The following is a 13,719-nucleotide window of genomic DNA, read 5'->3' as shown; positions in this document are numbered from 1 at the left end:
GAGGCCTGCGGGCCGCCGAAGGGCGCGCGAACGCACCTGGATGCCCCTGCTCCTCCTCCACATCGTGGCGAGCTGCGGCGTCCTCCACGGATGCGCTCCGAGCGCCGGGACGGCGGCTCGCACGGCTCGATGCTGAGGCGGTGCCCAGCCGCCCCGACGACTCAACGCCCCTGCCGATCGATCGCCATCGGCTCATCCGCACGTCCGCGGCGCGCCAGACCGGGCAGCAGGCGCAGCTCAACCGGGCGGTACGTGCCGGCGAGGTGCAGCGCGTTCGGCGCGGGGTCTACGCACCGGTCGGCGCCGACCCGCCGCTGCGCGGAGCCGACCATCACCTCCTGACCGCGTTCGCCGCAGCCGCGCAGCGCGAGGACCCGGTCTTCGCGGGATACACCGCCGCGCTGCTGCACGGCATGCCGGCGGTCGGGGCGATCCCGGCGCAGGTGACCGTTCTCGCGGGCGGGGCCTCCGGGCGCATCCGCAACGGCGTCATCGAGCTGGGGCGCCGAGCCGACACCGTCGTCGAGTCGCATGGCGGCGTCCGGCTCACCTCGCTCGCCGAGGCGGTCCTCGAGGTCGGTCGTCGATCACCCCTCGTGACCGCGCTCGCGATGGTGGATGCCGCGATCGGCCCTCGGCTCGACGGCGATCCGCGCCCAGACTGCACGCTCGACGAACTCGTGGCGATCCTCGAACGTCGGCGGCCGTTCCGGGGGAGTCCCCGGATCGCGGCCGTCCTCGCCCGCGCCGACCCGCTGGCCGAGAGCCCGCTCGAGTCGCTGAGCCGGCTGCGTTTCGAGGAGTACGGCTTCCCGCCGCCGCGCTCGCAGCACGAGGTCCGCCTCACCGACGGGCGGACCGCTCGGCTCGACTTCGCGTGGCCGGGCCTTGGGGTGTGGGGCGAGGCCGACGGCATGGGCAAGTACGGCAGCGGCGGGGCGCGTACTGCGGCGACCCTCATCGAGGAGAAACGGAGAGAGAATGCGATCCGAGCGATCACCGGGTGGCGCTGCGTGCGCTGGGGATGGCGGGACGCGTGGCTGGGCGTCCCGCTCGCGCGCCTGCTCCTCGACGCGGGGCTCCCGGCGAGCGGACGCGCCCGACGGCGGTGAATCCGTGCGGCGGCGCGCGCGTCGTCAGATCTGCCAGTGCCAGTCGTGCACGCCGCGCGCGGCATCCGCGGCAGCGTTCGAGAGCGGGCGCACCGTCGCGGGGACGCCGACGACCAACGAGTGCGGCGGGGCGTCCTTCGTGACGACCGCATTCGCCCCCACCGCGCTCCAGGCGCCGATCGTGATGTTGCCGAGCACTTTCGCGCCGGCGCCCACGGTCACGCCGTCCTCGAGGGTCGGGTGCCGCTTCGTGCCCGGCGGGGTGTTCCGGGGCGCCTTCCCGCCGAGCGTGACGCCGTGGTACAGCATCACGTCGTCACCGATGACCGTGGTCTCGCCGATGACGACGCCCATGCCGTGGTCGATGAAGAACCGCCGGCCGATGGTCGCCCCCGGGTGGATCTCGATCCCCGTGAGGAAGCGCGCGAGCTGCGAGACGAGCCGGGCGAGGAAGCGCCAGCGGCGGCGCCACATCCGGTGCGTCAACCGGTACGTCCAGATGGCGTGCAGCCCCGAATACACGAGGAAGACCTCGAGACCGCCCCGTGCGGCGGGATCGTGCGCACGGGCGGTCGCGAGGTCTTCCTTCAGGCGCGAGAAGATCGTCACCCGATCAGTCAAGCAGACCTTCGTACAGCACCGTCGACAGGTACCGCTCGCCGTAGCTCGCGACGATGACCACGATGGTCTTGCCCTCGTTCTCGGGGCGCTTCGCGAGCTCCAGCGCGGCGTAGACCGTCGCGCCCGAGGAGATGCCGCCGAGGATGCCCTCCTCCTGGCCGAGCCGGCGCGCCGTGGCGACGGCCTGGTCGATGTTGACGTCGATGATCTCGTCGTACACCTCGCGGTCGAGCACCGCGGGCACGAAGTTGGCGCCGATGCCCTGGATCTTGTGCGGCCCGGGCTCTCCGCCGTTGAGGATCGGCGATTCGGCGGGCTCGACGCCCACGATCTTCACCTCGGGCTTGCGCTCCTTGAGCACCTGGCCGGTGCCCGTCAGCGTGCCGCCCGTGCCGATGCCGGAGACGAAGATGTCGACGCCGCCATCGGTGTCGGCCCAGACCTCCTCGGCCGTCGTCTTGCGGTGGATCTCGACGTTCGCCTCGTTCTCGAACTGGCGCGCGAGGATGGCGCCGGGTGTCGAGGCGGCGATCTCCTCGGCCTTCGCGACGGCGCCGCGCATGCCCTCGGAGCCCGGGGTGAGCACGAGCTCGGCGCCGTAGGCCTTCAGCAGCGCCTTGCGCTCGGCCGACATGGTCTCGGGCATCGCGAGGATGACCCGGTAGCCGCGTGCTGCACCGATCAGGGCGAGCGCGATGCCGGTGTTGCCGCTCGTGCCCTCGACGATCGTTCCGCCGGGCTGCAGCTGACCGGACGCCTCGGCGGCGTCGACGATGCCGACGCCGAGACGGTCCTTCACGCTGGCCGAGGGGTTGTAGAACTCGAGCTTCGCGAGCACGGTGGCGCCCGCGCCCTCGGTGAGGCGGTTCAACCGCACGAGCGGGGTGCCGCCGAACGTCCGGGTGATGTCGTCGTAGATCTTGGCCATCTGGAGCCCCTCTCGGAGAGCAACGGGTCGGGCGCTGCGGAGCGCAACTGGTCGGGCGCTGCCAGACTACGGCGGGAGTCTCACAGCCGGGTGTGCGTTACATTCCATTGCGTGGATTCGTTCGACCCGCCCGCCCGTTCCCTGCGTCAATTGCGAGAGGAGACGGTGGCCCGACTCGCCGCCGCGGGGGTTCCCGATCCCGAGGTCGACGCCGAGCTGCTGCTCGGCCACGTCCTGGGCCTCAGCCGCGGGGGAGTGCAGGCGAAGCTCGTCGTGGGCGCCGAGGTGCCCGATGCGCAGCTCGCGACGCTCGACGGCCTCGTGGCCCGTCGGGTGCGGCGCGAGCCGCTGCAGCACCTCACGGGGCGCGCCGCGTTCCGGTCGCTCGAACTGCACGTCGGGCCGGGCGTCTTCGTGCCGCGCCCCGAGACCGAGCAGGTGACGGAGCTCGCCGTCGAAGCCCTGCGCGCCGTGGCGACGCCCGAGCCGGTCGCGGTCGACCTCGGCAGCGGCAGCGGGGCGATCGCGATCGCCCTGGCCACCGAGGTGCCGCACGCCCGGGTCTACGCCGTCGAGAAATCCGGCGACGCGATCGACTGGACGCGCCGCAACGTCGACGAGCTCGCGGGTCCCAATCTGACGCTGGTGCACGGCGACCTGGCCGACGCGCTCCCCGAGCTCGACGGCGCGGTCGACCTCGTGATCTCGAACCCGCCGTACGTGCCGGACGAGGCGGTGCCGCGCGATCCGGAGGTGTGGCTGCACGACCCGGCGATGGCGCTCTACGGCGGGGCGGACGGGCTCGACGTCGTGCGCGTGCTGTCGCAGCGGGCGCGGCAGCTGCTGCGCCCGGGGGGCCTGCTCGTGATCGAGCACGGCGAGCTGCAGGCGGCGCCGATCGCGGCGCTCCTCGCCGGCGACGGCTGGAGGGGCATCTCGCACCACCGCGACCTCACCGCCCGCGACCGGGCGACGACGGCGCTGCGCTGAGCCCGGCGGTCAGCTCTGGCGCGCGGCCTTCTCGCGCGCGTGCTGCTCCTTCTCGCGCGCGTGCTGCTCCTTCTCGCGCGCGTGCTGCTCCTTCTCGTGCGCCTGCTTGACGGCCTCGCGCTCGCGCTTGCGGGCCTCGCGCAGGGCCTTCTCGGCCTCGCGCACCTTCTGCTCGGCCTCCTTGCGCGCCTTCGCCGCTTCGCGCACCTTCGGCTCGCGAGGCAGCACGAGCATCGGGTCCCCCTCGGGCTGCGGCCCCGCGGCCTCCGCGTCGACGCGAGCCGCCCCGCTCTGCCCCGCTGCGGCCGAGCCTGAGGTCGAGGCCGCCTCGGCCGTGCGATCGAGGTGGTACTGGAGCCCGTCGAGGATCCGTTCGAGCCCGAAGGTGAAGTCGGTGTCCGCGTCCTCCTCGGACTCCTCGGGCGGCGGCACGTAGCCGCCGGCGGCGAACAGTGGGCTGAGCGCGGGGAAGCGCTCGGGGGTCACCAGCTCGGCGAGCGCGGCGAACGCGGCGGAGCCCGAGGCATCCGCTCCGCCGGCCGCCGCCGCGGTGAGGTCGCGCTCCTGCGCGCTCGTGGCGCGGACGTAGGCCGTGAGCAGCAGGAGCGCCGACATCTTCTCGCCGTCGCTCAGGGGGAGCTCCCGCACCTCGTGCAGGAACCAGTCGACGATCTGCAGACTGTTGGGCGTGATCGGCGCGCCCGACACGGGGATGTCGACGAGCCAGGGGTGCTCCCGATACGTCGAGCGGATGCCGAGCGCCCAGGCGGTGACGCCGGCGCGCCAGTCGCGCTCGAGCGACTCGCTCGGCTGCACGGGCAGGCTCGCGCCCTCCTGCATCAGGAGCACGAGGTCGTCCTTGCTCGTGACGTAGCGGTAGAGCGACATCGTGGTGAAGCCGAGCGCCGTGGCGACCTTGCTCATCGAGACCGCGGCGAGCCCCTCTGCATCCGCGATCTCGATCGCCGTCTCGACGATGCGCGCGATCGACAGCTCGCGCTTCGGTCCGCGCTGGGGGTGTGCGGCGATGCCCCACGCCAGCGCCACCCCGCGGGGGAGCTCGGGGTCGGTGGGCGGCGCGGGCTGATTCACTCGGCACTCCTCGGTTCGGCTTGACCTCAGTCTAGAACTGTGTATTACTTAAACAACTGTAGGCGATATAAACAGTTTGCGGGATACGCAGACGCTCGACGAAGGGAACCACCCGTGGAACTCGCCATCCAAGCCCGCGGACTCCGGAAGCGGTTCGGCAGCACCGAGGTGCTCGCCGGGCTCGACCTCGCCGTCCAGGCGGGCAGCATCTTCGCGCTGCTCGGCCCGAACGGCGCCGGCAAGACGACCACCATCGGCATCCTCACGACGCTCGTGCGGCCCGATGCCGGAGCGGCGACCGTCGTCGGCGCCGACGTCCGCACCGCGCCCGCCGAGGTGCAGCGGCGCATCGCGCTGACCGGCCAGTCGGCCGCGGTCGACGGGGAGCTCACCGCGATCGAGAACCTGGTGATGCTCGGACGGCTGTCGGGGCTCGGCCGGCGGCAGGCCCGCGCGAAGGCCGCCGAGCTGCTCGCGCGTTTCGAACTCGAGGGCGCGGCGAAGCGGCGCGTCAGCACCTTCTCCGGCGGCATGCGCCGTCGGCTCGACCTCTCGCTGAGTCTCGTGGTCGACGTGCCGGTGCTCTTCCTCGACGAGCCGACGACCGGGCTCGACACCCGCAGCAGGCAGGAACTCTGGGCCATCATCCGCTCGCTCGCCGACGCCGGCACGACGGTGTTCCTCACCACCCAGTACCTCGAGGAGGCCGACCGGCTCGCCGATCGCATCGCGGTGCTCGATCGCGGCACGATCGCGGCGGAGGGCACCGCGGCCGAGCTCAAGGCACGAGTCGGCGGCGAGTTCGTCGAACTCCGCGACGCCGACGGGGAGCTCCTGCGCGAGATCCCGACCGACGGCAGCGTGCACGCCCTGCGCGGCGCCATCGACGAGCTCGACCGCAGCGAGCTCGGCGCCGTGCCCGGCGCGCGGATCGGCATCCGCCGGCCCAGCCTCGACGACGTCTTCCTCGCGATCACCGCGGGCGGAACGCCCGGCTCGCCCGGATCCTCGGCCGTGCGATCCGGCGAATTGCTCGAGACGAACTGACCCGTGCCGACGCGAGCACGTGACGAACCGACCTTGAAGGGACGACCATGACCACCAACGCCACCACCCTGCCCGCGCGCACCGCGCCGGCCGGCCCGACGCGCGCCCTCCGCCCGCGCATCCGCGGCACCGTCGCCGAGCGGGTCTTCGTGACCAGGAGCCTGCTCCAGGAGCTCCGCGACCCCGAGTCGATGCTCATGGCCGTCGTGCTGCCGGTGATGCTCATGCTGATGTTCACGTTCATCTTCGGTCAGGCGATCGACCCGAGCGGGGGCTACGTCGACTACGTCGTGCCCGGCATCATCCTGCTCTGCGCGGGCTTCGGCGCCTCCTCGACCGCCGTGTCGGTGTCCCGGGACATGACGACCGGGATCATCGAGCGCTTCCGCACCATGCCGCTGCGCAGCGGCGCGGTGCTCACCGGGCACGTCGTCGTGAGCGTCATCCGGAACCTCTTCGCGACCGCCGTCGTCATCGCCGTCGCGCTCCTCGTCGGCTTCCGGCCGGACGCCACCGCGCTCGACTGGCTGGCGATGTTCGGCGTCGTCGCGCTCTACATCCTCGCGATCACCTATCTGTTCGCGGCGATCGGCCTGGCCGCCTCGAGCCCGGAGGCGGCGAACGGCTACGGCTTTATCCTGCTGTTCCTGCCGTACGTGTCGAGCGCGTTCGTGCCGGTGGAGACCATGCCCGACTGGCTGCGGCCGATCGCCGAGCACCAGCCGATCACGCCGGTGATCGAGACGATCCGCTCCTTCCTCGTCGGCACGCCGCTCGGCAGCTCCGGCTGGGTCGCGCTGGCCTGGTGCCTCGGCATCGTGCTCGCCGCGGCCGTCTGGGGCGCCTGGCTCTTCCGGCGCAAGGCCGGCCGCCGCTGAGGCGCCGATACGGCGGATGCCTCGGGCGCGGCGTCGCCCGAGGCATCCGGCGCGCCCCCGGCCGCACGCCGTCGCCTCTCGCGGGCCCGGACTAGAATCGGCAGGTCATGACTGCCATCTACGACTGCTCGGTCGACTCCCAGCTGCTCACCGGAATGCGCCTCGCCAGAGGTGCGATCGGCCGGGGCGAGCTCGTCGTACTGCCGACCGACACCGTCTACGGACTCGCGGCCGACGCCTTCACGCCCGCCGCCGTGCAGCGGCTGCTCGACGCCAAGGGGCGCGGGCGCACCTCGCCGCCGCCCGTGCTCGTGCCCGGGATCCCCACGCTCGACGCCCTCGCCGCCGAGGTGCCCGATGCGGTGCGCGAGCTCGTCGCGGCGTTCTGGCCGGGCGGGCTCACCGTGATCCTGCACGCCCAGCCCTCGCTGCAGTGGGACCTGGGGGAGACGCGCGGCACGGTCGCGCTCCGCATGCCCTCGCATCCGATCGCGCTCGAGCTGCTGAGCGAGACGGGCCCGCTCGCCGTGTCCTCCGCGAACCTCTCCGGCCGTCCGAGCGCCACGACCGCCGCCGAGGCGGAGGCGATGCTCGGCGATTCGGTCGCGGTCTATCTCGAGGCGGGGCCGAGCGGCAGCGACTACGAGGCCGTCGGCGAACGCCCCGGCGACCTGTCGTCCACCATCGTCGACGCCACGGCGCTCGCTTCCGGCGGGCCGCTGCGCATCGTCCGCGCCGGGGTCATCACCCGTGAGCGCATCGCCGAGGTCGTGGGGGAGGAGCTCCTGGCCCCGATCGCGGAACCGGCCCTCCCGGCCGCCGCGGATGCCTCGGCGGACGCGGACGCGTCGACCGACGCCGCTCCCGATGAGACGGACGCCGCCCGCTCATGACCCTGTTCGTCGCCCTCGCGCTGCTCGCCGCCCTCGTCACCTTCGGGTGCGCGGTCGTCGTCTGGCGTCTCAGCCTGAAGTTCCGGCTGTACCCGAAGATCCGCGAGCGCGACGTGCACACCCGGCCGACGCCGAGGCTCGGCGGCATCGCCATGTTCATCGGCGTGCTCGCCGCCTTCGGGGCGGCCTGGTTCGTGTCCTCGCTCGGCTCGACTCGATTCGCGAACGTCGCCATCATCTTCCAGAACCCGGGCCAGGTGCTCGCCATCCTCGGTGCGGCCCTGCTCATCGTGCTCATCGGCGTCGCCGACGACCTCTGGGACCTCGACTGGATGACGAAGCTCGCCGGTCAGTTCATCGCCGCCGGCCTCGTGACCTGGCAGGGCGTCTCGATCGTCTCGCTGCCGATCGGGGGCATCACCGTCGGCTCCTCCTGGATGTCCGCCGCGGTGACGGTCTTCGCGATCGTGCTCGTGATGAACGCGGTCAACTTCATCGACGGGCTCGACGGACTGGTCGCCGGCGTCTCGCTCATCGCCAACGGCGTGTTCTTCGTCTACACCTACCTGCTCGTGCAGCAGACCTCGCCGACCAACTACTTCAACCTCGCCTCGATCATCGCCGTCGTCCTCGTCGGCGCCTGCGCGGGCTTCCTGCCGCTGAACTGGCGCCCCGCGAAGCTGTTCATGGGCGACGCCGGCGCGCTCCTCGTGGGGCTGCTGATGGCGACGTCGGCGATCTCGGTCACCGGTCAGCTGAACCCGGGCAGCGTGGGCTTCGAGCAGCTCTTCGCGGCGTTCATCCCGATCCTGCTCCCCTTCATCGTGCTGCTCATCCCGCTGCTCGACTTCGGCCTGGCGATCGTCCGGCGCCTGCGCGCCGGCAAGTCGCCGTTCGCCGCCGACCGCAAGCACCTGCACCACCGACTGCTCGACATGGGGCACAGCCACCTGAACGCCGTGCTCATCTTCTACGGCTGGACCGCGGTGGCGTCCGTCGGATGCCTCCTCACCTACGTCTTCCCGCTGTACTTCGGGATCGACGTGCTGTGGGCCTTCGTCTTCCTCGGCGTCGGCTTCGTCGTCTGCACGGTGCTGACCCTCGCCCCGCTCGGCCGGCGCAAGCGCCTGACGGTGGCTGCGGAGGAGCGCCAGGTCGAGGGCCCGGTGAACGCCGTGGACGGCGAGCCGGAGGAGCCGGTGCACGCCGACGGGCTCGACGAACTCGCAGCGACGCCCTCGGTAGAATCGGGCGACCCCGGAACAGGAGCCCGATGAACGACGTCGCCCCCGCAGACCGCACGCCCACCTCGAACCCGGTGCTTCGCCGGGCGCTGACCTGGGGCGGCCTCCTCGCGGCCGTCATCCTGGTGGTGAGCTCGGTGCTCGGGCTGATCTTCGCCGGGGTGCCGGGCCTCGTGAGCGCCCTCATCGGCACGGTGATGGCCGTCGTCTTCATGGGCATCACCTCGGCGAGCATCCTCCTCGCCAACCGCTACGCGAACAGCGACCTCTTCGTCGGCATCTTCTTCGGCGTCGTGCTCGGCGGCTGGATCGTGAAATTCATCGTCTTCATCGTGCTCGTCGTCGTCCTGCGCGGCGTCGACTGGCTCGATCCGACGGTGCTCTTCCTCAGCATCGTGGCCGGCGTGCTCGCCTCGCTGGTCGTCGACGTGCTCGTCGTGGCCAAGTCGCGGCTGCCCTACGCGAGCGATGTCGAGCTCCCGAAGGCGCCCTCCGAGGACTGATCTCGGCGAAACTCCCGGCTACGGCGAATTCGTCTCGATGTAGAAGTATTGCTAGAGTAGACCCCGATCCCCTACGGTTTGCGCCGCTCACGCGTGTGCGAAACCGTATCCGATGTTCGTCGTCGCGAGAGCCCCGCTCCACGCCCCGAAACAGGAGAACGCGCTGCTAGCACACGCTGTGAACCTGCTGGTTCCGATGTCAACCGATGATGGTGAATTCCACGGACCGTCGATCGGCGAATTCTTCCCGGGCCCGCTCCTGTTCGAGGACACGCCCTTCGAGATCAACCGCATCATGCTGGTGCGTTTCGTCGCCGTCGCCGCGCTCCTCCTGCTCTTCTGGCTCGGCACCCGTCGCATGCGCGTCGTCCCGGGTCGCTTCCAGAGCCTCGTCGAGATGGGCCTCGACGTCGTTCGCGTGAACATCGCCGAGGACCTGCTCGGCAAGAAGGACGGCAAGCGCTTCCTGCCGATCCTCACCACCATGTTCTTCATGGTGCTGTTCATGAACCTCACGGGCGTCATCCCGTTCCTGAACATCGCCGGCACCTCCGTCATCGGTGTGCCGCTGGTCCTCGCGATCGTCTCGTACATCACCTTCATCTACGCCGGTGTGCGCAAGAGCCCGAAGAACTTCTTCAAGAACGCGCTCTTCCCCTCGGGCGTGCCGTGGCCGGTGTACATCATCGTCACGCCGATCGAGTTCATCTCGACCTTCATCATCCGCCCCGTCACGCTGACGCTGCGACTCATGATGAACATGATCGTCGGCCACCTGCTGCTCGTGCTCTTCTTCGCAGCCACGCAGTTCTTCTTCTTCACGGCGCCCGGGCTGTTCAAGCTCATGGGCGTGGGCAGCCTCGCCTTCGGCCTGGCGTTCACCCTCTTCGAGATCCTCGTCGCCGTGCTGCAGGCCTACGTCTTCGCTCTTCTCACCGCGGTCTACATCCAGCTCGCGGTCGCGGAAGAGCACTGAGCCGGGCAACCGCCCACACCAATCCCTAAGAAAGGAAACCCCAACGTGGACGCAACCACCGTTCTCGCTGAGATCAACGGCAACATCGCGACGGTCGGCTACGGCCTCGCTGCCATCGGCCCGGCCATCGGCGTGGGCATCGTCGTCGGCAAGACGATCGAGGGCGTGGCCCGCCAGCCCGAGCTCGCCGGCCGCCTGCAGGTGCTGATGTGGATCGGTATCGCCTTCACCGAGGCGCTGGCCTTCATCGGTATCGCCACCTACTTCATCTTCACCAACTAGTCCCCTTCCGCAGCGAGTTAGGAGGCCACTGTGCTTCACGCAGTACTCAAGGCTGCGACTGAGGAGTCGACGCAGAACCCGGTGATCCCGGAGTGGTACGACATCATCTGGTCGTCGGTCTGCTTCGTCATCATCCTCGTCTTCTTCTGGAAGTACGTGCTGCCGCGCGTCCAGAAGATGCTCGACGAGCGCGGAGAGGCCATCGAGGGCAACATCGCGAAGGCCGATGAGGCTCAGCGCAAGGCCGAAGCGGCCCTCGAGGAGTACACCGCTCAGCTCGCCGACGCGCGAGCCGAGGCCGGTCGTATCCGCGAGACCGCCCGCGAGGACGGCAAGCAGATCGTCGCCGAGGCCAAGGACACCGCGGTCGCCGAGGCCGCTCGCGTCACCGCGAGCGCGCAGGCGCAGATCGAGGCCGAGCGGCAGTCCGCGCTCGTCTCGCTGCGCAGCGAGGTCGGCACCATCGCGATCGACCTCGCCTCTGGCGTGGTCGGCGAGACGCTGTCCGATGACGCGAAGGCGAAGGCGGTCGTCGACCGCTTCCTCGCCGATCTCGAGGCCGACACGGCCACCGCCGGAGGGAAGAACTAGCCCATGGGGAGCGCCACGACCCAGGCCCTGGCCGCCACGCGCACCGCACTCGGTGCGCTCGGCCCGGCCGAGCTGTCGGTCGCGAGCGAACTGCTCGCCGCCGTTCGCGTGATCGGTGCCACGCCGCAGCTGCGCACCGCACTCACCGACAACGAGGCGGATGCCGCGCAGAAGCGCGCGCTCGTCGAGTCGGTCTTCGGCGGCAAGATCTCGGCCGGCGCGGCCTCGCTCCTCGTGAGCGCCGCGTCGAGCCGCTGGTCGAGCGCCGCGGACTTCCTCGCGGGTGCCGAGGAGCTCGGCATCCGGGTCGCCGCCCGTGCGTCGAGCGACGCCGAGGTCGACGCCGAGCTGTTCGCCTTCGACCGCACGGTCGCCGGCGACTCGGAGCTCGAGCTCGCGCTCGGCTCGAAGCTCGGCGGCCCCGAGCCGAAGGCGGCGCTCGTCGATCGCCTGCTCGGCGGCAAGGCCTCGCCCGCGACGGTCGCCATCGTGCGTCACCTGGTGCAGCAGCCGCGCGGCCGCCGCATCGGCGAGATGCTGCGCGGTGCCGCGTCCGTGGTCGCCGACGAGCGCGGCTTCGAGGTCGCGACCGTGACGACCGCCGTCCCGCTCACCGCCGAGCAGCTCGCCCGGCTCGAGCGCGGCCTCGCCGCACAGGCCGGCCGTGCCATCCGCTTCGACACCATCGTCGACCCCGCCGTCGTCGGCGGAGTCCGCGTGCAGATCGGCGACGAGGTCATCGACGGCAGCGTCGCCAGCCGCCTCAACGAGCTGCGGCAGAAGCTTGCCGGCTGACGCCGGACGACAACGACCGGCGTCCTGCGCCGCGACACATCAGTAGCTGTACCGCGGTACAGGCCAGCCCAGGAAAAGGAAAAGGCAATGGCAGAACTCTCCATCAGCCCCGATGAGATCCGTTCGGCTCTCTCGGAGTTCGCTCAGGCGTACGAGCCTGGCGCGGCGCAGAAGACCGAGGTCGGGTACGTGACCGACGCGGCCGACGGCATCGCCCACGTCGAGGGCCTGCCCTCGGTCATGGCGAACGAGCTCGTCCGCTTCGCCGACGGCACCCTGGGCCTGGCGCAGAACCTCGACGAGGACGAGATCGGTGTCGTCGTGCTCGGCGAGTTCACCGGCATCGAGGAGGGCATGGAGGTCACCCGCACGGGTGAGGTCCTGTCCGTCCCGGTGGGCGAGGGCTTCCTCGGCCGCGTCGTCGACCCGCTCGGCAACCCGATCGACGGTCTCGGCGAGATCACCGACATCGACGGCCGTCGCGCGCTCGAGCTCCAGGCGCCCGGCGTCATGCAGCGCAAGAGCGTGCACGAGCCGATGCAGACCGGCATCAAGGCGATCGACGCCATGATCCCCGTCGGCCGCGGCCAGCGCCAGCTGATCATCGGCGACCGCCAGACCGGCAAGACCGCCATCGCGATCGACACGATCATCAACCAGCGCGCCAACTGGGAGTCGGGCGACCCGACCAAGCAGGTCCGCTGCATCTACGTCGCGATCGGCCAGAAGGGCTCGACCATCGCGAGCGTGAAGGGCGCCCTCGAGGAAGCCGGCGCGATGGAGTACACCACCATCGTCGCCGCGCCGGCCTCGGACCCGGCGGGCTTCAAGTACCTCGCGCCGTACACCGGTTCGGCCATCGGCCAGCAGTGGATGTACGCCGGCAAGCACGTCCTCATCGTGTTCGACGACCTGTCGAAGCAGGCCGAGGCCTACCGCGCCGTGTCGCTGCTCCTCCGCCGTCCGCCGGGCCGCGAGGCCTACCCGGGCGACGTGTTCTACCTGCACTCGCGTCTGCTCGAGCGTTGCGCCAAGCTCTCCGACGAGCTCGGCGCCGGCTCGATGACCGGCCTGCCGATCATCGAGACCAAGGCGAACGACGTCTCGGCGTACATCCCGACCAACGTGATCTCGATCACCGACGGCCAGATCTTCCTGCAGTCCGACCTGTTCAACGCGAACCAGCGTCCGGCGGTCGACGTCGGTATCTCGGTCTCGCGAGTCGGCGGTGACGCGCAGGTCAAGTCGATCAAGTCGGTCTCCGGCACGCTCAAGCTCGAGCTCGCCCAGTACCGCTCGCTCGAGGCGTTCGCGATGTTCGCGTCGGACCTCGACGCGGCCAGCCGTCGTCAGCTCGCCCGCGGTGCGCGCCTGACCGAGCTGCTGAAGCAGCCGCAGTACTCGCCGTACCCCGTCGAGGACCAGGTCGTCTCGATCTGGGCCGGCACCAAGGGCCACCTGGACGAGGTCCCGGTCGAGGACATCCTGCGCTTCGAGTCGGAGTTCCTCGACTACCTGCGCCGCAACTCGGACGCCCTCACGGTGCTCCGCGAGTCCAACAAGCTCGAGGACGAGACCATCGCCAAGCTCGAGTCGGCGATCTCGACCTTCAAGAGCGAGTTCCAGACCGGAGAGGGCAAGCCCCTCGCCTCGGTCGGCAGCGAGCAGTTCGAGGCCATCGCCGAGGAAGACGTCAACCAGGAGAAGATCGTCAAGGGTCGCCGCTGAGGCATCCGGCGATCTAGCCAGGTCACCAGGGATACAGGA

Annotated in this window: 15 protein-coding genes; 12 read left to right on the top strand and 3 right to left on the bottom strand. The window is 70.6% G+C overall.

The annotated features are described in order from the left end of the window. The first annotated feature begins 140 nt into the window (after window positions 1-140). On the top strand, window positions 141-1,112 hold the full coding sequence (locus MTP13_RS16680; protein WP_243568773.1) for a type IV toxin-antitoxin system AbiEi family antitoxin domain-containing protein: 972 nt from the start codon (window positions 141-143) through the stop codon (window positions 1,110-1,112). A gap of 24 nt (window positions 1,113-1,136) precedes the next feature. On the opposite strand, the gene epsC is transcribed toward MTP13_RS16680, so the two are convergent. Beyond that, the gene (gene epsC, locus MTP13_RS16675) at window positions 1,137-1,721 is read right to left on the bottom strand and encodes a serine O-acetyltransferase EpsC (RefSeq protein ID WP_243570875.1); all 585 of its coding nucleotides are present in this window, start codon (window positions 1,719-1,721) and stop codon (window positions 1,137-1,139) included. A 4-nt stretch (window positions 1,722-1,725) separates the two neighbouring features. After that, a complete protein-coding gene (cysK, locus tag MTP13_RS16670) occupies window positions 1,726-2,661 on the bottom strand; it encodes a cysteine synthase A (protein ID WP_243568772.1) in 936 nt (311 codons plus the stop codon). 111 nt (window positions 2,662-2,772) lie between these two features. Here cysK and prmC point away from each other — a divergent pair, with 111 nt between their 5' ends. Next, a complete protein-coding gene (prmC, locus tag MTP13_RS16665; RefSeq protein WP_424221787.1) occupies window positions 2,773-3,651 on the top strand; it encodes a peptide chain release factor N(5)-glutamine methyltransferase in 879 nt (292 codons plus the stop codon). Between the two features lie 9 nt (window positions 3,652-3,660). On the opposite strand, the gene MTP13_RS16660 is transcribed toward prmC, so the two are convergent. Next, window positions 3,661-4,743 carry a TetR/AcrR family transcriptional regulator C-terminal domain-containing protein gene (locus tag MTP13_RS16660; protein WP_243568771.1) on the bottom strand — a complete coding sequence of 361 codons (1,083 nt, stop codon included), beginning with the start codon at window positions 4,741-4,743 and terminating at the stop codon, window positions 3,661-3,663. 114 nt (window positions 4,744-4,857) lie between these two features. On the opposite strand from MTP13_RS16660, the gene MTP13_RS16655 reads away from it, so the two are divergent. The 10 genes from MTP13_RS16655 (at window position 4,858) to atpA (ending at window position 13,680) form a co-directional block, all read left to right on the top strand. Next, window positions 4,858-5,790: an ATP-binding cassette domain-containing protein gene (locus tag MTP13_RS16655; protein ID WP_243568770.1), complete on the top strand. Its 933-nt coding sequence runs from the start codon at window positions 4,858-4,860 to the stop codon at window positions 5,788-5,790. A 47-nt stretch (window positions 5,791-5,837) separates the two neighbouring features. Continuing rightward, window positions 5,838-6,668 carry an ABC transporter permease gene (locus tag MTP13_RS16650; protein ID WP_243568769.1) on the top strand — a complete coding sequence of 277 codons (831 nt, stop codon included), beginning with the start codon at window positions 5,838-5,840 and terminating at the stop codon, window positions 6,666-6,668. Between the two features lie 107 nt (window positions 6,669-6,775). After that, a complete protein-coding gene (locus MTP13_RS16645) occupies window positions 6,776-7,561 on the top strand; it encodes an L-threonylcarbamoyladenylate synthase (RefSeq protein ID WP_243568768.1) in 786 nt (261 codons plus the stop codon). After that, window positions 7,558-8,838 carry an MraY family glycosyltransferase gene (locus MTP13_RS16640; RefSeq protein ID WP_243568767.1) on the top strand — a complete coding sequence of 427 codons (1,281 nt, stop codon included), beginning with the start codon at window positions 7,558-7,560 and terminating at the stop codon, window positions 8,836-8,838. The genes MTP13_RS16645 and MTP13_RS16640 overlap by 4 nt, the downstream gene beginning before the upstream one ends. After that, window positions 8,835-9,308, top strand: coding sequence for a Cg1360 family ATP-synthase-associated protein (locus tag MTP13_RS16635; protein WP_243568766.1), 474 nt, complete (start codon window positions 8,835-8,837; stop codon window positions 9,306-9,308). The genes MTP13_RS16640 and MTP13_RS16635 overlap by 4 nt, the downstream gene beginning before the upstream one ends. Before the next feature lie 196 nt (window positions 9,309-9,504). Further along, complete coding sequence (gene atpB, locus MTP13_RS16630) at window positions 9,505-10,284, top strand: F0F1 ATP synthase subunit A (RefSeq protein ID WP_243568765.1); 780 nt, start codon at window positions 9,505-9,507, stop codon at window positions 10,282-10,284. Between the two features lie 45 nt (window positions 10,285-10,329). Then, window positions 10,330-10,566, top strand: coding sequence for an ATP synthase F0 subunit C (atpE, locus tag MTP13_RS16625; RefSeq protein WP_108390493.1), 237 nt, complete (start codon window positions 10,330-10,332; stop codon window positions 10,564-10,566). Window positions 10,567-10,596: 30 nt separating this feature from the next. Next, window positions 10,597-11,157 (top strand): F0F1 ATP synthase subunit B, encoded by a 561-nt coding sequence (locus MTP13_RS16620; RefSeq protein ID WP_243568764.1) that lies wholly within the window; start codon window positions 10,597-10,599, stop codon window positions 11,155-11,157. A gap of 3 nt (window positions 11,158-11,160) precedes the next feature. Next, a complete protein-coding gene (locus tag MTP13_RS16615) occupies window positions 11,161-11,952 on the top strand; it encodes a F0F1 ATP synthase subunit delta (RefSeq protein ID WP_243568763.1) in 792 nt (263 codons plus the stop codon). Between the two features lie 87 nt (window positions 11,953-12,039). Then, entirely contained in the window at window positions 12,040-13,680 is a 1,641-nt protein-coding gene (gene atpA / locus MTP13_RS16610) for a F0F1 ATP synthase subunit alpha (RefSeq protein ID WP_243568762.1), read from the top strand. The last annotated feature ends 39 nt before the right edge of the window (window positions 13,681-13,719 follow it).

Origin of the sequence: Agromyces soli, assembly GCF_022811605.1 — a bacterium.
In the GTDB taxonomy this organism is placed as follows: domain Bacteria; phylum Actinomycetota; class Actinomycetes; order Actinomycetales; family Microbacteriaceae; genus Agromyces; species Agromyces soli.
This window is presented reverse-complemented; position numbering and strand designations above follow the sequence as displayed.

Bases quoted from the DNA above. Each gene is read 5' to 3' on its own strand.
- MTP13_RS16635 (WP_243568766.1), top strand. From the start codon at position 8,835: ATGAACGACGTCGCCCCCGCAGACCGCACGCCCACCTCGAACCCGGTG.
- atpA (WP_243568762.1), top strand. From the start codon at position 12,040: ATGGCAGAACTCTCCATCAGCCCCGATGAGATCCGTTCGGCTCTCTCG.
- MTP13_RS16615 (WP_243568763.1), top strand. From the start codon at position 11,161: ATGGGGAGCGCCACGACCCAGGCCCTGGCCGCCACGCGCACCGCACTC.
- cysK (WP_243568772.1), bottom strand. From the start codon at position 2,661: ATGGCCAAGATCTACGACGACATCACCCGGACGTTCGGCGGCACCCCG.
- MTP13_RS16650 (WP_243568769.1), top strand. From the start codon at position 5,838: ATGACCACCAACGCCACCACCCTGCCCGCGCGCACCGCGCCGGCCGGC.
- MTP13_RS16640 (WP_243568767.1), top strand. From the start codon at position 7,558: ATGACCCTGTTCGTCGCCCTCGCGCTGCTCGCCGCCCTCGTCACCTTC.
- atpB (WP_243568765.1), top strand. From the start codon at position 9,505: ATGTCAACCGATGATGGTGAATTCCACGGACCGTCGATCGGCGAATTC.
- MTP13_RS16645 (WP_243568768.1), top strand. From the start codon at position 6,776: ATGACTGCCATCTACGACTGCTCGGTCGACTCCCAGCTGCTCACCGGA.